Annotated in this window: 13 protein-coding genes; 10 read left to right on the top strand and 3 right to left on the bottom strand. The window is 60.8% G+C overall.

The window, feature by feature from the left end; translation table 11 throughout:
- Nucleotides 1–123: 123 nt before the first annotated feature.
- Nucleotides 124–312, bottom strand: coding sequence for a 4Fe-4S binding protein (locus tag E7002_RS08655; protein ID WP_066659855.1), 189 nt, complete (start codon nt 310–312; stop codon nt 124–126).
- Nucleotides 313–765: 453 nt separating this feature from the next.
- Here E7002_RS08655 and dnaK point away from each other — a divergent pair, with 453 nt between their 5' ends.
- From dnaK to E7002_RS08705, 10 genes are all read left to right on the top strand, one after another.
- Entirely contained in the window at nt 766–2,676 is a 1,911-nt protein-coding gene (gene dnaK, locus E7002_RS08660) for a molecular chaperone DnaK (RefSeq protein ID WP_303728496.1), read from the top strand.
- A 2-nt stretch (nt 2,677–2,678) separates the two neighbouring features.
- Nucleotides 2,679–3,299, top strand: a complete 621-nt coding sequence (locus E7002_RS08665) for a nucleotide exchange factor GrpE (RefSeq protein ID WP_303728497.1) — start codon at nt 2,679–2,681, stop codon at nt 3,297–3,299.
- Between the two features lie 368 nt (nt 3,300–3,667).
- Nucleotides 3,668–4,594, top strand: a complete 927-nt coding sequence (locus E7002_RS08670; RefSeq protein WP_303728498.1) for a DnaJ C-terminal domain-containing protein — start codon at nt 3,668–3,670, stop codon at nt 4,592–4,594.
- Nucleotides 4,594–4,971, top strand: a complete 378-nt coding sequence (locus E7002_RS08675; RefSeq protein ID WP_303728499.1) for a heat shock protein transcriptional repressor HspR — start codon at nt 4,594–4,596, stop codon at nt 4,969–4,971. The genes E7002_RS08670 and E7002_RS08675 overlap by 1 nt, the downstream gene beginning before the upstream one ends.
- Nucleotides 4,972–5,090: 119 nt before the next feature.
- A complete protein-coding gene (gene clpB, locus E7002_RS08680) occupies nt 5,091–7,733 on the top strand; it encodes an ATP-dependent chaperone ClpB (RefSeq protein WP_303728500.1) in 2,643 nt (880 codons plus the stop codon).
- Nucleotides 7,734–7,867: 134 nt separating this feature from the next.
- Nucleotides 7,868–8,005, top strand: a complete 138-nt coding sequence (locus E7002_RS08685) for a hypothetical protein (RefSeq protein WP_156501468.1) — start codon at nt 7,868–7,870, stop codon at nt 8,003–8,005.
- A 3-nt stretch (nt 8,006–8,008) separates the two neighbouring features.
- Complete coding sequence (locus E7002_RS08690; RefSeq protein WP_303728501.1) at nt 8,009–9,541, top strand: TrkH family potassium uptake protein; 1,533 nt, start codon at nt 8,009–8,011, stop codon at nt 9,539–9,541.
- Entirely contained in the window at nt 9,541–10,143 is a 603-nt protein-coding gene (locus tag E7002_RS08695) for a hydrolase (RefSeq protein WP_303728502.1), read from the top strand. The genes E7002_RS08690 and E7002_RS08695 overlap by 1 nt, the downstream gene beginning before the upstream one ends.
- Complete coding sequence (rsgA, locus tag E7002_RS08700) at nt 10,143–11,111, top strand: ribosome small subunit-dependent GTPase A (RefSeq protein WP_303728503.1); 969 nt, start codon at nt 10,143–10,145, stop codon at nt 11,109–11,111. The genes E7002_RS08695 and rsgA overlap by 1 nt, the downstream gene beginning before the upstream one ends.
- A 116-nt stretch (nt 11,112–11,227) precedes the next feature.
- Complete coding sequence (locus E7002_RS08705) at nt 11,228–12,067, top strand: amidohydrolase family protein (protein WP_303728504.1); 840 nt, start codon at nt 11,228–11,230, stop codon at nt 12,065–12,067.
- Nucleotides 12,068–12,479: 412 nt separating this feature from the next.
- Here E7002_RS08705 and E7002_RS08710 read toward each other — a convergent pair whose 3' ends face one another.
- Both E7002_RS08710 and E7002_RS08715 read right to left on the bottom strand, forming a co-directional pair.
- Nucleotides 12,480–15,866, bottom strand: coding sequence for an exodeoxyribonuclease V subunit beta (locus E7002_RS08710; protein ID WP_303728506.1), 3,387 nt, complete (start codon nt 15,864–15,866; stop codon nt 12,480–12,482).
- Nucleotides 15,867–15,872: 6 nt separating this feature from the next.
- Nucleotides 15,873–18,707 carry a PD-(D/E)XK nuclease family protein gene (locus tag E7002_RS08715; RefSeq protein ID WP_303728507.1) on the bottom strand — a complete coding sequence of 945 codons (2,835 nt, stop codon included), beginning with the start codon at nt 18,705–18,707 and terminating at the stop codon, nt 15,873–15,875.
- Between the last annotated feature and the right edge of the window lie 59 nt (nt 18,708–18,766).

An 18,766-nucleotide genomic window follows, 5' to 3' on the forward strand; every position in this document is an offset into this window, starting at 1 on the left:
GAGGAAGGGCCTGGCCCCTCGAATTGGGGGTCAGGCCCGGTTTTGCCTCTTGACAATGTCCTGCTCATATTAAAAAGAGCCCTTGCGGGCTCTCCTTTGCCAGATTGGCTATGCCGTGGCGCGCTAGTCTTCCGAAATCTCGGTGATGGCGCCCATGGGGCACTCTTCCAAGCATTCGCCGCATGCGATGCAGGAATCTTCGTTGGCGACTTCCACTGCACCGCCGTTTACCTCCAGAACGCCCTGGGGGCAGGCATCTACGCAAATGCCGCAACCAATGCAATCATCCGTGCTGATAAGGGGACGTGCCATGATGGCCTCCTTCTATTCATAGGTCCCTAACCCATGTCTGCTTTCTCCATGCGCCCAAAATAGCATGACTCCGTTTCTTTGCAAGGCAATTTTGAAAAAAAGCCCTATGTGGCTTTGATTGACGGCGAAGTGGAGGCGATGGCCCCGTATGGCGTTGCAGACCCGTGAACAGGTGCGTTTCAGAAAAATGGGCATAACGGGGGTTATGTGTCGCAAAAGTTACGGAATGGTTGCGACTAAGGTCTTGTGAGATCTTGACCGACCCGCCCGCGCTGTCTTTGCCCAGTTCAGGGGTGGTATAAAAAATTATAACCGTTCGGTTTTAGGAAATTTGACAGATGGAGACTTAGATTTTATAGTGCCGTTATGCAAAGAAAGCTTGCCAGCGCCCGCATCGGCATCTCGCAAACTCGGGCCGGGCAGCGCAGCAAGTACAAGGAAAGGAACAGCATTATGGCAAAGATCATCGGCATCGACTTGGGTACCACCAACTCGGCCATGGCCGTCATGGAGGGCTCCGAGCCCGAAATCCTGGTCAACGCCGAAGGCGACCGCACCACGCCTTCCGTGGTCGGTTTCCGCAAGGACGGCGAGCGCGTGGTTGGCAAGGCCGCCAAGAACCAGGCCGTTACCAACCCCGAGAACACCGTTTCCAGCGTGAAGCGCTTCATTGGCCGTAGCTTCAGCGAAACCGGCGAAGAGCAGAAGACCGTTTCCTACACCGTGAAGAACGGCAAGGACGGCCGCGCCGTCGTCGACATCGACAACAAGGACTACATGGCCGAGGAAATCTCCGCTATGGTGCTCCAGAAGCTGAAGAGCGACGCAGAAAAGCAGGTGGGCAGCCCTATCACGCAGGCCGTAATCACCGTTCCCGCGTACTTCAATGACGCTCAGCGTCAGGCTACCAAGGACGCAGGCAAAATCGCCGGCCTGGAAGTCATGCGCATCATCAACGAGCCCACGGCCGCTGCTCTGGCCTACGGCCTCGACAAGACGAACAAGGACGAAAAGGTCCTGGTGTTCGACCTGGGTGGCGGTACGTTCGACGTGTCTGTGCTCGAGCTGGGCGACGGCGTCTTCGAAGTGTGCTCCACCGCTGGCGATAACCACCTGGGCGGCGACGACTGGGATCAGCGCATCATCGACTGGATGGCCGACAAGTTCCAGCAGGAAAACGGCATCGACCTGCGTGGCGACAAGATGGCCCTGCAGCGTCTGAAGGAAGCTGCCGAAAAGGCTAAGATCGAGCTTTCCAGCACCACCCAGACCAACATCAACCTGCCCTTCATCACGGCCGATGCCACGGGCCCGAAGCACCTGGACTACACGCTTACGCGTGCCGAGTTCGAGCGCATCACGCACGACCTGCTCGAGCGTTGCAAGCAGCCCGTTCAGCGCGCCCTCACCGATGCTGGCCTTTCCACGGGCGATGTGAACGAGGTTCTGCTGGTTGGCGGCTCCTCTCGTATGCCCGCCGTGCAGGAACTGGTGAAGACGATCACGGGCAAGCAGCCTAACATGAGCGTGAACCCCGACGAGGTAGTTGCCATGGGCGCTGCCGTTCAGGGTGGCGTTCTGGCTGGCGACGTTGAAGGTATCCTGCTGCTCGACGTTACCCCGCTCTCCCTGGGCGTGGAAACCATGGGCGGCATCATGACCAAGATGATCGAGCGCAATACCACCATCCCTACGCGTAAGACGGAAATCTACTCCACCGCCGCCGATAACCAGACGAGCGTTGAGATTCACGTCCTGCAGGGCGAGCGCGAGATGGCGGCCGACAACAAGACGCTCGGCAAGTTCCAGCTCTCCGGCATTCCGGCTGCCCGCCGCGGCATTCCCCAGATCGAGGTCACGTTCGACATCGACGCCAACGGCATCGTGAACGTTTCCGCAAAGGACCTGGGCACCGGCAAGCAGCAGCAGATCACCATTTCCGGCAGCACCGCACTTTCCGACGATGAAGTCGATCGCATGGTGAAGGACGCCGAGAGCCATGCCGAGGAAGACGCCAAGCGCAAGGAAGAAGTGGAAGCTCGCAACAACTGCGACTCCCTGGTGAACGCCACCGAGCAGACGCTGCGCGACCTGGGCGACAAGGTTCCTGCCGATACCAAGCAGGCTGCCGAAGACGCCGTGAAGGAAGCCAAGGAAGCCCTGGCTGGCACCGACATCGAAGCCGTGAAGGCTGCTACTGAGAAGATGCAGCAGGCTGGCTACAAGCTGTCCGAGGTCGTCTACAGCCAGCAGCAGGCTGGTGCCGACGCCGCCGCGGGCGCTCAGGGTGCTGCCGCCAACAACGACGGCCCCATCGAAGCCGATTACGAGGTCGTCGACGACAACAAGAACGAAGGTAAGTAAACATGGAAGAGGCCAAGGACAACAACAGCGAGGTCGCCTCGGAAGAGGAAACCGCCGCCCAGCCCGAAGCTGCTTCCATCCCGTCTGATGCCGAGGCCGCTACGGCGGCCCCGGCCGACGCCCCCAGCGACGACGCAGAGCCTTCTGCCGAAGACGCCCTTGCCGCCGCGCAGGCTGAAGTGGCCGAGTGGAAAGACAAGTACATGCGCCTGCATGCGGAATGGGACACCTACCGCCGTCGCATGAACGAGCAGCGCGAAGAAGAGAAGAAGCGCGCATGCGAAGGCATCGTGAGCGGGCTTATCCCCGTGCTTGACGACTTCGAGCGCAGCATCGACTACGCTGCCAACAATGGCGAAGCTGGCCTGCTCGACGGCGTGCAGAAGGTGCACACCAAGTTCGCCGACGTGCTTGCCAAGGCTGGCGTAGAAGTGATCGACCCGGTTGGCCAGGCGTTCAACGCGCTCGAGGCCCAGGCGGTTGCAACCGTTCCGAACCCCGACGTGCCCGACGAGACCGTGCAAGAGGTCTACCAGAAGGGCTACAAGATGGGCGTGAAGGTGATTCGCCCGGCAATGGTAACGGTAGCTACGGGCGGCCCTGCTCGCGAGAAGGAAGAGTAACTTGCTCGTCCGCGGGGCGGCTTCGGGTTCCCGAGGGGACGCCCCGCTCCGCTGTTCGCTCGTTTTTCGCCCCTCAATGGGGCGAAAAACATCGCTCATGCGCTGCGTTGCTTCATGCTTTAACTTGCGCTTGGCTCAGCCAAGCGCGGAGTTGGCGTTCAGAGGGTCCCCTCGGGAACCCGGAGTCGCCCCGCTGCAGGTAGGGCTTTCTCCCTGGCGGTACCGCTGGTGGTGAAGCGAAACCGATTGCCGGTCGTGGGGGATGGAACCCGTATTCCCCTCGCAGCGGTGGCTCACGGGCGAAGGCGCTTCGCTGTCCGCCCTGATGGAAGTTTGGTTTGGTTGCGTATTGAAAGAGGTGAAACGTTATGGCAACTCCGGATTACTACAAGACGCTGGGCGTTTCACGGAACGCATCGGCCGACGAGATTAAGAAGGCGTATCGCAAGCTGGCTCGCAAGGAGCATCCCGATGCCGGCGGCGATGAAGAGAAGTTCAAGCAGATTAACGAAGCCTACGAGGTGCTGGGCGACGAGAAGAAGCGCAAGCTGTACGACCAGTATGGAACGGGCGATGCCAATAAGATTCCCCATGGCTGGGGCGGTGGCAATCCGTTTGGCGGTGGCGCAGGTGCCGGGTTTGGCAGCTGGGCCGACATTCTGGAAAGCATTCGCCGCGGCGAAGGCGCGTTTGGTGGCTCGTGGGATTTCGGAGACTTTGGCGGCGCGCAGCGCGCCCCGCGTCCCATGAAGGGTCGCGATATCAACGTTACGCTAAAAGTCACGTTCGATGAGGCCTTTACCGGATGCGAGAAGCGCGTGAGCGTGCGCGTTCCCGGTCGCGAGGGCACGCAGACCTTCACCTGCAAGGTGCCTGCGGGCGCCGTGGAAGGATCGCGCTTGCGCTTCCGTGGCCAGGGCGAACCTGGCTCAAATGGCGGTGCTGCAGGCGATCTGCTGGTAACCACGCACATCGAGCCGCACGAGCTGTATACGCGAGACGACGCCAACGTGCTCATGGACCTGCCCGTTACCTTTGGCGAGGCCGCCCTAGGCGCATCGGTCGACATTCCCGCTCCCAATGGCAGCAAGGTCCGCGTGAAGGTTCCCGCTGGCGTGCAGGAGGGCACGGTTCTGAAGGTGCGTGGCGCGGGTGCTCCCCGCGTGCAAAGCACCGAATCGGGCGATTTGCTCCTCACCGTGCACGTGAAGGTGCCGCGCGAGCTGAACGACGAGCAGCGCAAGGCTATCGAAGCATATGAATCGGCAACGGAAGAGCAGGTGAGAACATGGTAATGGACGATCGTGATCGCCCCCTGTACATGATTTCCGTGGCAGCTGAGCTTGCCGGCGTGCATCCGCAGACGCTGCGTTCGTACGAGCAGAAGGGCCTGGTAACACCCAAGCGCACCAGCGGCAACACGCGCATGTACTCGCAAGCCGACATCGAACGGCTCGAGCTCATCAACGAGCTCACCGGCGAGGGAATCAACCTGGCTGGCGTCATTCGCATCCTCGACCTGCAGGGCCGCGTTGCCGAACGCGACGAGGAAATCGATTCCCTGCACAAGAAGGTGCGCCGCCTGGCCGACCGCGTGCACGAGCTGGAAACGCGTGAGAGCGTTACGTCGCTCGTGGTTGCGCAGACCAACTCGCTTCGCCGTCTTCCCTGACCCTGACGACCAAACGGGCCGCGTTCCGTTTGGTCGATTCTTTAGCACCCTTTTATCGCCCGCGCATTCTGCTACCGGGCACATCCCTCATCACAGCAACCTCGAAGGAGGTAGAGACCATGAACATGGGAAATCTTCAGAAGCTGGCCATCACGGCGCAGGAGGCTCTGCAGAACGCGATATCCATTGCCAGCGACGCCGGTTCGGCGCAGGCCGAGCCCATCCACATGCTAAAGGCGCTTCTGGAATCGCAGGAGAACAACCTGAATGCCATCGTGAAGCGCATTGGCGCCGACGCGGGGCAGCTTCTGCGTAATGTGAACGACAAGATCGATGCCATGCCGAAGGTAAGCGGCGGCGGCATGATGGGCATTTCCGGCGCACCGAGCATGCAGCTCATGAACCTGCTCGACGAGGCCGTGAAGACCGCCGAAAAGATGGGCGACACGTACGCTACCAGCGAGCACTTGCTTATTGCCCTGGCAAGCGACAAGGGCGACGCGGGCAAGATCCTGAATGCCGCGGGCGTCACGCGCAAGAACATCGAAGAGGCCTACGAGGACCTGCGCGGCGACACGCGCGTTACCGACCAGACCGAAAAGGCGCAGTTCGAAGCGCTGGAGAAGTATGGCCAGAACCTGACGCAGCAAGCGCGCGAGGGCAAGCTCGACCCGGTCATTGGCCGTTCCGAGGAAATCCGTCGTACCGTGCAGGTGCTTTCCCGCCGCACGAAGAACAACCCCGTGCTCATTGGCGAGCCGGGCGTTGGCAAGACGGCTATCGTGGAGGGCCTGGCCCAGCGTATCGTTGCGGGCGACGTGCCCAGCAGCCTGCGCGACCGTGACATCATTGCGCTCGATTTGGGCTCGATGATGGCCGGCGCCAAGTACCGCGGCGAGTTCGAAGACCGCCTGAAGGCCGTGCTGCGCGAGGTGAAGGACTCCGACGGTCGCATCATTCTGTTCATCGACGAGCTGCACACCATTGTAGGCGCAGGTAGCACGGGTGATAGCTCGCTCGATGCCGGCAATATGCTCAAGCCCGCCCTGGCACGCGGCGAACTGCATGCCATCGGTGCCACCACGCTCGACGAGTATCGCAAGTACATTGAGAAGGACGCCGCCCTCGAGCGTCGTTTCCAGCCGGTTGTCATTGGCGAGCCTACGGTGGAAGACACCATCGCCATCCTGCGCGGCTTGAAGGAAAAGTACGAGATTCACCATGGCGTGCGCATTACCGACAGCGCCCTGGTGGCAGCAGCGAACCTTTCCAACCGCTACATCTCCGACCGCTTCCTGCCCGACAAGGCCATCGACCTCATGGACGAGGCGGCGAGCCGCCTGCGCATCGAAATCGACAGCATGCCGGAAGACATTGACCTGGCGAATCGCAAGCTCACCCAGATGCAGATCGAGGAACAGGCGCTTCTGAAGGAAGATGACGCGGCGAGCCGTGAGCGTCTGGCGGCGTTGCAACACGAGATTGCCGCGGCGCGTGAGGATCTCGACGCTCGCAAGGCCGAATGGCGCAACGAGAAGGACGTCATCGTGCACGTGCAGGAGCTGAAGACCCGCATCGACGACGCCCGCGCCGAAGAGGAGCGTGCCACGCGCGAGGGTAACCTGTCCCTGGCCAGCGAGATTCGCTTCGCTCGCATTCCCCAGCTTCAGAAGGAGCTGGCTGCCGCCGAGCAGGAGCTCAACGAGAAGCAGGCGAGCGGCGCCATCCTGAAGGAAGAGGTAACCGACGAGGAAATCGCCGAGGTGGTTTCCGCCTGGACGAACATTCCCGTCTCGAAGATGATGCAGGGCGAAATGGCAAAGCTTGCCGACTTGGAAGATAGCCTGCATCAGCGCGTGGTGGGACAGGACGAGGCCGTGGCCGCCGTGGCAGGCGCCATTCGTCGCAATCGCGCGGGCCTTTCTGATCCCGACCGTCCCATCGGCAGCTTCCTGTTCCTGGGTCCCACGGGCGTGGGCAAGACGGAGCTGGCGAAGGCCCTGGCGGAATACCTGTTCGACACCGAGCGAGCCATGATTCGCATCGACATGAGCGAGTATATGGAGAAGTTCAGCGTGCAGCGCCTGATTGGCGCACCTCCGGGATACGTTGGCTACGACGAGGGTGGTCAGCTGACCGAAGCGGTGCGTCGCCGTCCCTATAGCGTCATCCTGCTCGATGAAATCGAGAAGGCCCATCCCGATGTCTTCAACATCCTGTTGCAGGTGCTCGACGATGGCCGCCTTACCGATGGCCAGGGCCGCGTGGTGAACTTCAAGAACGCCATCATCATCATGACGAGCAACGTGGGCAGCCAGTTCATTCGCGAATTTGCGGAGCATGGCGACGAGAAGCAGATGCAGCAGGCCATCGATGGTGCCCTGCGCGGAACCTTCCGCCCCGAGTTCCTGAACCGCATCGACGATACGGTGATCTTCAACGCGCTGTCGCTGGGTAGCATCGAGCCCATCGTGAACCTGCAGCTGGAAGACGTGCGTGCCCGCCTTGCGGAACGTCGCATCCACCTGGTGGTAACGCCGGCGGCCATGCAGCAGCTCAGCCTGGATGGCTACGATCCCGTGTTTGGCGCGCGTCCGCTGAAGCGCCTCATCCAGAAAGAGATCGTGGACCGCATTGCCAACGAGATGGTGCGCGGCAACGTGATGGAGGGCGCAAAGGTCACCATCGATCTGAACGACGAGTTGCGCTACGCCGCTACCGTCGAAAACCCCGCTCCCGAGCCTGCGCGCTTGGAGGCCTAGGCGTCGCTCTGCCCGTCCCGCAGTGGGGTGGTCATTCGGCCAAAAAAGCGTTTCCCAAGGACCAGACGGCTTACGTGGCCGTCTGGTCTTATTCTCTCCACATCCTTGGCATCGATTCGCGATAGAATGCCAGCATGCGAAAGATTCAGCGCGAACAGGTAACTGGTATGGGGACGTCCGTTATGGGCGTATGCATCCTTGTGCTGTCCACGCTGTGCTTTGTGGTGGTGCTGGGCATCATCGTGGTTGCGGTCAAGTTTGTCATCGGATAGGACATGTGGCAGCGCTATACATTCTATGACTTCCGCGTAATCGCCCATTACCTGGGCGTATTGCTTACGTTGGTGGGTATCGGCATGATCGTGCCGCTTGTGGTGGCGTTCGCGACCAAGGAATGGGAACCAGCTCATCGGTATCTGTTTTCGGTGGGCCTGGCGCTTACGCTTGGTTCCGCGCTGCGCATGGCGCGTATCGAACCCGGTCGCTTGAATAGGCAGCAGGCCATCGCAATCACGAGCTTCGCATGGCTCGCCGCGGCCCTTATGGGTGCGGTTCCGCTGGTCATGAGCAATCACTATGGTTCGTATCTCGACGCGCTCTTCGACGCCATGGCACTGTTTACCACCACGGGTGCGTCTATCATCTCCCAGCCCGACCATCTGTCCTATGCCGATAGCATCTGGCGCCTGGTCACCATGTATTCGGGCGGTTTGGGCCTGGTGGTCGTTGCCATGTCATTTGGCGTATTTGGCGCGGTAACCGATTCCAGCCTGTACGACTCGGAAGGCCACAGCGAGCACGTGCTGCCCAACGTGGTGCAGACGGCCCAGTTCACCATCAAGCTATCGCTTGCCGTTATCGGCGCGGCGTCTGTCGTGCTCATCGCCTGCATGCTGGCGCATGGCATGACGCTTGCGCGTTCGCTGTTCCATGGCGTGTTCATGGCCGTTTCCAGCTTTATGACCGTGGGCCTTTCTCCCAATAGCACCAACGTGGCGTATTACCACAGCGTTGTCATCGAAGTGGTGCTCATGGTGCTCATGCTGCTGGGCTCCATCAACTTTAGCCTGCAGAGCGAGGTGATCAAGGGCCGCATCGAAGTGTTTCTGCATGACATGGAAATTCGCTCGGGTGCGCTGTGGATCATGATCATGCTCGCCATCTTCGCCGCGAGCATTGCCGGCGTGGCGTTGCTCAGCAATGCGCCCACCATGTTGCGCATGGGCTTGTTTACGTTCGTTTCCGCATCTACCACTGCGGGCTTCGCAACGCTTACGAGCAACCAGCTCAATGCGGTGTTTCCTTCCGGCGCACTGCTGGTGCTGGCCATCGCTATGGCCATTGGCGGCTCTTCGGGGTCCACGTCGGGCGGCATCAAGCTGCGTCGTATCGTGATCATCGGCAAGTCCGCAATTGAAACGATGAAGATCACGGCTTCGCCCGATTCCGCGCGTATTCAGACGAGCTATTTTCACATTGGTCGCATGCGCCTGGGCGCAGCCGAGGTGAAGGAAGCCATGACGGTATTCATCATGTTCGTGTTGGTGTATATCGTGGGTGCCCTTGCGGGCATCGCCCTGGGCTACGATGCCGTTGATGCACTTATGGAAAGCATTGCCATGGCCAGCAACGGCGGCATGTCGGCGGGCATCACCAGTGCTGGCATGCCCATTGCGCTGAAGGTCATCTACATCGCTGAAATGTGGGCGGGCCGTCTGGAATTCGTAACGCTGCTGGCCGTGGGCATCAAGATTCTGGTGTCGTGCAAGCCGCGCCTGGCGTCTCGTGCGCAGAAGGGGGACCGTTGATGAGCGACAAGCTGAAGCGGGCGCTTGCCCTGGTGATTGCCGCCGCCATCACATTTGTCCTTATGAGCGTTCCTACTTGGGCGCAGGCATGGGCCGTGGATGGCAGCGACGAGGGCGATAACCTCGTCAATACCCAGCAGATGCCCGACAACTCGTTCCTGTACGACACGAGCATTTACGACCTGGTGAATGGCGACGCTTCGCTTGATAGCACCACGGTGCAGGTTGTTGGCGAGGTCGTGGGCGACGCGGTGAACGATACCGGTACCGAGTATGCCTGGATCACGCTTTCCAGCCAGGATGCCTCGCGCGAGGGGACCATCTCCGTGCGTATAAAGGAAAGCGATCTGGATCTCATCGACGTGTACGGCGGCTACGATTCCATCGGAACGACGCTGCAGGTGCAGGGCGAGTTCCATATTGCCTGCACCGAGCATGAGGGTTCGCAGGACATTCACGCCACCACCGTGAAGGCGCTGAAGTCGGGAAGCATTACGCACGACGCGCTTAATCTGAATGACTTCATTCCCGGCATTGTGCTCTGCGGCGTTGGCGTCGTGCTCATGGGTGCGTACTACTATTTGCGAGAGAGGCGGCGGTAATGCGCCTAAAGGCACGGGTGGTGCAGCTCGACCGGGGCTTTCCCCTGGTGCGCACCGAGGATGGCGCTCAGTTTCGCTGCAAGCACGCTACGGCGCTCGTGAAGGGCAAGAAGCATCGCGCCGTCATTGGCGACGAGGTCATGGTGGAGACTGACGAAGCGGCCGATATCGCGCAGATCTTGGAAATCCTTCCGCGCCGCTGCTCGCTTGTGCGCAAGGATCCCGCCGAGCGTTCGCTGCCGCAGACGCTTGCGGCCAATTTCGACGTGGTTGTCGTGGCTCATCCTCTATTCGAGCTGAATATTCGCAGGTTGGAACGTGAGTTGGTGCTTGCGCACGAGACGGGTGCGCGCGTAGTGGTGGCACTTACCAAGGCCGATTTGGCCCAGGATGAGGCGCAGCTTCGCGACACCACCGAGCTCGTGCGGGCCATTGCCACCAATGACGACACCGTGCTCGTGGTTTCCGAATTCGACGCACCCAGCGTAGAGGCACTGCGCGCGTGCATTCCCGCTGGCTGCACGGCCGTGCTCATCGGTCGTTCGGGCGTGGGAAAGTCCAGCCTGGTAAACCTGCTGGCGGGCAGCGAGGTGCAGCAGACCACTGCCGTGCGCGAGACCGATGGCAAAGGTCGTCATACCACGGTGAACCGCAGCATGGTGGCCGTGCGCGATGGCGGGTGGGTCGTTGATATGCCCGGTGTGCGTGGCTTGGGCCTTTGGAACGCCGATGCGGGCATCGCAGCGGCTTTCCCCGATATCGACAGGGCGGCAATGGAGTGCCGCTTCCGCGATTGCAAACATGGGGCCGAGCCTGGCTGCGCTGTGCGCGAAGCGGTCGAAGCGGGCCGGATTCCGCCGCAGCGCCTTGAATCGTACCTGCGTCTCACGGAAGAGAACGAGCAGCAGAAACAGCGCAACGAAGAGGCCAGCCGCATTCGCTCGCGTGGTGGCCGTCGCAAGCGATAGCTCCCCTTTCGCTAACTGGCTATTATTTGCATCCATTACGGAGGGCCCGCCTTGTGGTGTTGCGGGTCACTATCGCGTGGTAAAGTAATCGTCGAAACCACGGTGAAAGGATTCCCATGACCATCGCTGCACTCGACGGTTCGGTGTATAGGGTTGCCGATGCGCACGCCCACGTCTACAAGGAGAAGATTGCCTCCAAGGCCTCCACGGCCATCGGGGCGTTCTACCGCACCGACATGTATGAGAGCGTGCCTACCGCATCGAACCTGCTTGCGAAGGCGGGCGCCCTGGGCGTCGAGAAGTTTCTCATCTTCAGCGTGGCGACTACGGTGAAGCAGGTAAGCAGCATCAACCACTTCATTGCCGACGAGGTTGCCAGCGCCCCCGATAGCTTTTTGGGCTTGGGAACCGCTCATCCGGACATGCCCGATTTCGGGGTGCTCTTCGACGAGCTGGATGAACTGGGCTTGAAGGGCATCAAGCTGCATCCTGATATGCAGTATTTCAACATCGACGACCCGCGCATGATGCCGTTGTATCGCGAGGCTGCGAAGCGCGGGTTGGTCATGTTGCTGCACGTGGGCGACGAGCGCTACGACTATAGCGCCCCCGAGCGCCTGATGCGCGTGCTCGAGGAGGTGCCCGATCTGAAGGTGCACGCCGCGCATTTCGGCTGCTGCCGCATTTGGAAGCGTCGTCCCCTGGTGATTGAGGCGGCGGTGCGTGCAGGTGCCAACATCGCCTTCGATACGAGCAGCATGCTCGGGTGGGCTTCGGTGGAAGAAGCGCGCTACCTGGTCGACCATCTGGGCGTCGATCGCATTATGTGGGGCACCGACTATCCCATGTGGAGTCCCGAAAACGAATTCGCGCGCCTTCTGGCCCTTGGGTACAGCCACGAGGAAAACCAGAAGATGCTCTACGACAACTTTGCCCGCTTCTACGGTGTGGACTAACCTTCCAGCCTGGAATACCGCGCTTTCGGGTGACAGGGGGACGTACCTTCTGTCACCTCTGACCTTCCTTGCCTTATCGCCCCAACCCGAAGCAGTTTTTTGCAGAGTCGAAAACAAGCGACGCGGAGGTGACAGAAGGTACGTCCCCCTGTCACCCGTCCGCGATGCGCTCTCAGCGCTGCGAGAGGATAAAAAGAGAGCGCCGTCTGCAGTTCGGCGCTCTCATCTGTTTCTGAGAAGTGCGACGGGGAGGGTTTAGAGGGGGGTAGCCCCGTCGCATCAGGGACAGTTTGGATAATACGCTCCTGTTTTCGCATAGGTACCCCTATCACGAAGCAGTCACAGTGCACGCGCGACAATACACCCCAGGGTGTACCACGCGGTATATCCTGGGGTGTACGAAGCTCAAATCCTATTGTTCGATGATCGCTTGAAGCTCTTCGAAATCGGCTTTCTCGAAGGAGTACACCACTTCCTGAGGCTGTCCCGAGCGAGCTGCATCTTCCTGCTCAACGCGTACAAAATGAGCTTCTACCTGGGAAAACCCTGCTTGCAACGCGGCGTAGGCGTAACATTGCGCCTGAAGCAGGTGCTTGTCGTGCAGAGCCGCGGCCGTTTCCGCCTGGCTGCCACCCGTCTTGTAGTCCACGATAAGCGCGCCAGAGGCCGCATCGTCGTAGCAGAGCAGGTCGATTTCGCCCTCCAGGATGCGCTCGCCAATGGCAGCGCTGAAGGGCACTTCGGGGGCGTGATGGGCGTACGCGAAGCTGCGCTCCTTGATGCTCGAGTGCAGCCAGCGCATAAAGGCATTGCGAAGGCGTTCGACGTCGAAAACGCCCCAAACTGCGGCAAAGCGTTCGAGCGCCTCATCGATATCCGCTTCCGACGGTTCGCTCGTCTGCAGGGCAAGCCATTCGCAGGCCATGTGCAATGCCGAACCGAAGGACGTCGCCTTGTCGGCGTCGTTGGCGGGTTGGTCGCCGCTTGCGGGCTCGATGGGCTCTGCGGGTTCGCCGGCGGGTTCCTCGTCCTGAGCGTGTGCGACGCCGTGAGAGCCCTCGGGGGCGATGGACGAATACGAAAAGAAATCATCGTGCGCGTTCAGGGCCACGGTGCGCGGCTGAGGCGGGAACGAGAACTGCGGAATGATGATGGGCTGCTCGCGCTTCTCCTGCTCGGGCGTTTGTTCTTGCTCGGTCGTGGCCTTGTCGTCGACAGCGCTGGTTTCCACGGTGGAGGGGTCGTACACCATATGGCGCGTGAACGCGAGCGGCTCGCTGCCACCGTATTCCAAGGTACAGCTGGAAGCGGGGAAGTCTGCCTGGCCAGGGCAGAGGCCTGCCAGGATGTCGCCCATAACCTGCTTGTACGTTCCGTCCTTCGTGATCGCGTGCTTCATGCATACGATAAGCCCCGCGCTGGCACGCGTGGCGGCAACATAGAAGAGGCGCTTCTTTTCCTCGTATTCGCGTTCCGCGTTGATGCGGCAGATGGCGCTTGCGTGCTCAAGCTGGTTGCTCGCGTCCCGCACGCTGAAATCATCCTCTTCGCCGGGCTTGATGCCGCTCGTGGAGAACGCGGCGAACACCGTGCCCGCGTCGGAGAGAAGCGCGGGTTTCTCTCCCCGGTTACGCGTTTCGTAGCAATCGACAACGGCGACGATGGGGAATTCCAGACCCTTGGATGCATGCACGGTCATGATGCGCACGGCATTGGCTTCTTCCGTAGAAAGCGCACCGGGTTTCTCGCTCCCCAGTTGTGCGGCATCGCTCATGGCTTGCGCGCAGCGTGCCATATCGTAGCCGTTCTTGTGCGCCTTTTCGCTAACCATGTTCGCGAACTTCAGGATGTCAGCCGCTTGCGCCCGTCCTTCGGCCCCTTGCGCTTCTAGGCGTGAAAGCCAGCCAGACTCCACGATGGTCTCCAAGAAGAGTCTTCCGGGTTCCACGACGCCCAGCTTATCCCAGGCGTGGCGCAACACCGTGGTGGCATGGCGCATCAGCGGGGATTGCTCCATGGGTTCATGGTCGCTGTAGAGAAGACCTTTGGACAGGTTTTGCCTGATGAAAACACCTTGCGGTTCGGTCTTATACGTGGCCAGGTATAGAAGGTCGGTGGAGGATACGGGCAGCACGTCGCTGCTGAGCACCACGAATAGGCTTTCCGTGTCGTGAGGGTTGGCAAGCACCTTCAGCAGGCGCTGGCAGGTGCGTACGTGTTCCCCTTCGAAGAACTTCGAGCCACCCGTGATGACGCATTCCATGCCTTGGTCGCGCACGGCCTGGGCATATACGCTTGCCTTCGAAGTGGATCCCATAAGGATGACCATTTCTCCGGGGCTGTGGCCCGCGTCGGCAAGGCTCTTGAAGCGCTGTGCGATGAGCTCGGCTTCCTTCTGGGTGGCGAATTCCTTTCCGCCCTTATAGGGATGCTCGGTGAGCATGACCTCGATGCGCGGCCCTTCGCCCTTCCAGGGCCTGCCTTCGGTTGCCGCTTCCAGGTCGAGGAACTCTTCGGTGAAGTAACCCTTGCGTCCGCAGATGGCGCGCACGAATGCGAGTACGTCACCGTGGCTACGAAAGTTGTGCCCCAGTTCCTCGCGGTGGGCTGCAACGGGCGAAAGCCCCAGCATGTCTTCCTTGTGGCGTAGGTATACCTCGACGTCGGCGCCTTGGAAGCGGTAGATACTCTGCTGCGAGTCGCCCACGGTGCACAAATGCGTTTTGGCGGGGCCGGCAATCTGCTCGATCATATCGATCTGCAGCTGGCTCGTATCCTGGAACTCGTCCACCATAATCAGGCGGAATCGCTCGGTGTATTCCTTTGCAATGGCGGGGTGTTCGCGAAACGCTCGCAGCGTGGTGCGAATGAGGTCGCCCGTGTCGATGTATGCCTGGGAAGCCAGCAGGTCGTGATACGCCTTGTCGACTTCGGTGGCGAGCAGCAAGAGCGCTTCCATGTACGGCACTGCGGCATCGGCCTTGCACAGGCTTGCACATTCCGTAACGAATGCCTTGAGATCGGCGGCCTTTTTCCCGCCCAGGCTGCTCTTGCTTACGCCGTCTAGGATGTCGGCTAGGGCGATTGGCGAGGCGTTGCCGGTCTGGAGCATTTCGCGCAGCGCGTCGGCGATCTTTTCGGCCGCCTCCTTGTTCTTGTCGGTGCCGGCAACTTGCAGGTCATCGCATAGCCCCAGCAGCTCGCGGGCGAGCTTGCCTGCGTCTGACGTATGCGGGCCTAGGTCGAATGCCTGGAGTCCCTTGGTCTGGCTGGCGGCCGTGTTTAGGACCTTGCCCACCATGCTGCGCACGTTGTCGATGCCGCATTCGTTGATGAGCGCGTCGAAGCGCGTGTCGTTGTCCTCTCGCACGCGAACGAGTACGGTTTCCACTGCCTGTTCGAGCGCGCGTTCTTGCTGGTCGCCCATGATGAGCTCGAATGCGGGGTCGATGCCCAGTTCCAAGGCGTGTTCGCGCAGGATGCGCCCGCACATGCTATGGATGGTGGAGATCCAGGCAGCATCGACCTTCAGGGCTTCCTCTACGAGGCCCTCTTTGCGCAATACTTGGCGGACACGGTCCTTGATCTCGCCTGCGGCCTTGTTGGTGTAGGTGATGATGAGGGCCTGGTCGATGGAATCCAGGAAGGGTTTTCCGTCTTTCCCCGAGCCGGGCAGGAGCGACCACGCCACGCGCTGCGTGAGCGTAAACGTCTTTCCGCTTCCGGCGCCTGCGCAGATGAGCAGCGGTCCCTCCAGGTAGGTGATGGCGTTGTACTGCCCTGGTTTATAGCCAGTCATGTCCATTTATATGCTCCGCTTCTCCAGGCGTTCCGTGCAGTTGCCCACGGGGCAGTACTTGCAGGCCTCTTTGCTGATGGGGTGGGCGTTGATGATGCCCTGCGCCAATTCTTCCATGCGCTGTGCAACGAGCTGCTCGCTTCGGTCGATGAGCTCGTCGAACGTGGAAAGGTCGCACCAGGGAACCTTCGCGCTGTCGGCGTCGGCGCCTTTGCTGAAGGGCAGTTCTTCGAGCCCGATGATACGCGCGTCGTAGGCGCCCTGGATTTCGCAGGTGAGCGGGTTGAGGTACAGCGTTCCCACTACCTGCAGGCCTAGCAGTTCGCGTACGACTTTTGCGTACATGAGGGCTTGCATCTTGCGGGGGAGCACAAAGGTGGTTTCCGCTGGGTCGTCCTTCGACGGATTGTTGTGCAGGCGATATGCCGGGGAAAGCGACGACTTGTAGTCTATGATGACGGCGCGCCCTTGCTCGTCGACGTCGATGCGATCGACGCTGCCGCAGATGCCGCATCCCGCATAGATAAACGGTTCGGCATCGCCATAACGCCATTCGTATTTTCGGGGCGTGAACGAGGGGAGCAGCCTCGTTTCGAATTCCAGGTATTCCAGAAGCATGGGCAGGATGGAGTCGCGCGCGCGTCGTTCCGATTCCGTGACAGGTACGTAGCGTCCCTTACCGGGGGCCTTTTCGAACTGGTGCTGCGCCGTTTCTTCGAAGACCACTTGCATGAGCTTGCGTGCGTCTTCGAGCGTGTCCACCGTGACCTTGGGCGCGATGGTTTGCTGGAAGCGGTCGTAGAAATGTTCCAGTGTGCTATGGATGAAGTTGCCGCGTTCGACTTTGCTGAAGGCTTCCTCCAACGTATTGAGCCTTAAGCGGCGCTTGGCGAACCACTGGTAGGGGCATTCCAGGTAGCTTTCAATCTGCGAGGGCGAAAGGGCGAGCAGCTTGGCGGCTTCCTGGCTGCGGTTTTGCCCGAGCGTGATGAACGGATGCGCGCTGGCGTCGATTTCGCCGATTACGGGCGCGTCGGCTTCCCGCAGGGTGGCGATGGCACCGTTCGTGGCATTTGCCACGAGGGCTTCCTCGCCGCGAATTGTGGCATAGGGGACGAGCGATTGCGGAATGCGCAGCTTCTTGTTCGTGCCCGCGTCGCTTGCCAGGTCTTCTCGGTAGCAATCGACGAGCTCTTCGAAGACGCTTGCGGGTTGCAGCTCTTCGGTTTGGCCGTCATGCAGCGCGCGTTCGAGTACGAGTGTTTCCCGTGCAGCCGCGCAGGCGAGCGCAAACGTGCGGCGCATGGTGGCAAGCGGCGTGGCGGGACGTGCGCAGCCCCATGTTCCCAGAAGCGTGGACAGGGCGTCTTCGGGGTCCTTGATGGGGTATACGTTGACGCAGAGATTGCAGATGAGAACGGTGTCCGCAGAGGCCGCGGGCAGTTGCGCGCAGTCGTCGAGCGACATGAAGCGCACGGTGGCTTCCCCTTCTTCGCTTGTGGAGCGCGACATGGGAATGGAGGCGCCTTCCAGTGCGCGAATGGCTTCTTGCCACGAAAGGCCCCAACTGCTGGCTTCGTGACATGCTTCGCGCGCACGTTCGAGCGCGGGAAGGGAACTGGTTGCGGGGCCAACCCCGCATGCGCTGATGCGCGCTGCGTATGCGGCAAGCACGTCGAATGCGTCGTCGATGCGCCCCTCTTCGAGTAGGCCTATGACGCCTTGGAGCGATTCGCTGGCATTGTTGGCTAGACTGCTGAGCACCTCGGCGGGCTGTATGAGGCGGTTGTTCCTGCGGCTTTGGTCGGAGCGGAATGCCGAGACGATGTTGACACCCGCGAAGATGTTGAGCGCGTCATCGGCAGCTAGAAGCAGGTCGGTCTCGCTTGCGTCAATGAGGCCGGCCAGATTCAGCAGGTGGCGCCCCATGGGCGTTCTGCCGAAGGGTGTGCGATCGGCGAAAGAGCAGGTAATGCCAGATTCTACCAGTGCGGGGGCGAGTGTATCGAACGCTCGTGTGGGGGATTCGCACGCCACGATCACCGTGCCCTCGCCTGCGTACTGGTCGATGACCGAGCCGATGAGCGGTAGCTCTGCGGTGGGCCCCATGGGGAAGGCCATGCGTACGTGCCCCCGCGCCGTAATTTCGGCATCGTCTTTCTGCCTGCGATAGAGCAGTGCGAGCAGGTTGCGCAGCTCGCTTGCCCGGTCTTCGTTGCCGGGCTGCGCTGCGGTGTGAAAGTGGGCTATGGCGCCGGTTGCCTTGAGCAGCTGGCATTGCGCATGCGTGAGGTCCTCTTCGGCAACGTCCACCACGATGGGCTGATAGTTCCCAAGGTTGCCTCGCTGGACGAGTAACGCGCATGCGTCGCTCGCTTCGATGAGATTGCGTTCACGCAGAAGGGCCCGATAGGCTAGTACCGTCTGGGCGACATGCAGTTCTTCGACGGAAAGCGCGCAGCCCTCTGTGGTGACGTATGGCATAGCTTCCGCCGCGCAGCGCTCGAGCAGTTTGAGCGTGCCTTCCGTGGGAGGGTTGTTCCACTCGTGGTCGTGCGCGGCTTGCTTCATGGCGAACGTGCGCGTAAGCGAACTGACGATGGTGGAGCCGTCGCCATGGAGCATCCAGAGCTCTTCGACCCATGCGGGTAGCGTGGAAACGGCGACACCGAACCCGCAGCCCTCGCGCGCGAGCGTGCGTTGCCAGGTGAGCTGCTGCGCGTAGCTTTCGCAAAGAAGTATGGGGCGCAGCCCTTGCTCTTTCGCGCTGCGGATGGACTGAATGATCGCGGCGCGATGCTCTGCCGGCGTATCGTTCAGATGGGTGGGTATGGTATGCATGGAATTCATTCTGTCATTGTACCCCGTGCGCTCGTTCTGACTGTCCCATTTTCGTCCGA

Origin of the sequence: Denitrobacterium detoxificans (assembly GCF_015062615.1) — a bacterium.
Lineage (GTDB): Bacteria > Actinomycetota > Coriobacteriia > Coriobacteriales > Eggerthellaceae > Denitrobacterium > Denitrobacterium detoxificans_A.

Coding starts and splice junctions, on each gene's coding strand:
- E7002_RS08655 (WP_066659855.1), bottom strand. CDS start 312: ATGGCACGTCCCCTTATCAGCACGGATGATTGCATTGGTTGCGGCATT.
- dnaK (WP_303728496.1), top strand. CDS start 766: ATGGCAAAGATCATCGGCATCGACTTGGGTACCACCAACTCGGCCATG.
- E7002_RS08665 (WP_303728497.1), top strand. CDS start 2,679: ATGGAAGAGGCCAAGGACAACAACAGCGAGGTCGCCTCGGAAGAGGAA.
- E7002_RS08670 (WP_303728498.1), top strand. CDS start 3,668: ATGGCAACTCCGGATTACTACAAGACGCTGGGCGTTTCACGGAACGCA.
- E7002_RS08675 (WP_303728499.1), top strand. CDS start 4,594: ATGGACGATCGTGATCGCCCCCTGTACATGATTTCCGTGGCAGCTGAG.
- clpB (WP_303728500.1), top strand. CDS start 5,091: ATGAACATGGGAAATCTTCAGAAGCTGGCCATCACGGCGCAGGAGGCT.
- E7002_RS08685 (WP_156501468.1), top strand. CDS start 7,868: ATGCGAAAGATTCAGCGCGAACAGGTAACTGGTATGGGGACGTCCGTT.
- E7002_RS08690 (WP_303728501.1), top strand. CDS start 8,009: ATGTGGCAGCGCTATACATTCTATGACTTCCGCGTAATCGCCCATTAC.
- E7002_RS08695 (WP_303728502.1), top strand. CDS start 9,541: ATGAGCGACAAGCTGAAGCGGGCGCTTGCCCTGGTGATTGCCGCCGCC.
- rsgA (WP_303728503.1), top strand. CDS start 10,143: ATGCGCCTAAAGGCACGGGTGGTGCAGCTCGACCGGGGCTTTCCCCTG.
- E7002_RS08705 (WP_303728504.1), top strand. CDS start 11,228: ATGACCATCGCTGCACTCGACGGTTCGGTGTATAGGGTTGCCGATGCG.
- E7002_RS08710 (WP_303728506.1), bottom strand. CDS start 15,866: ATGACTGGCTATAAACCAGGGCAGTACAACGCCATCACCTACCTGGAG.
- E7002_RS08715 (WP_303728507.1), bottom strand. CDS start 18,707: ATGCATACCATACCCACCCATCTGAACGATACGCCGGCAGAGCATCGC.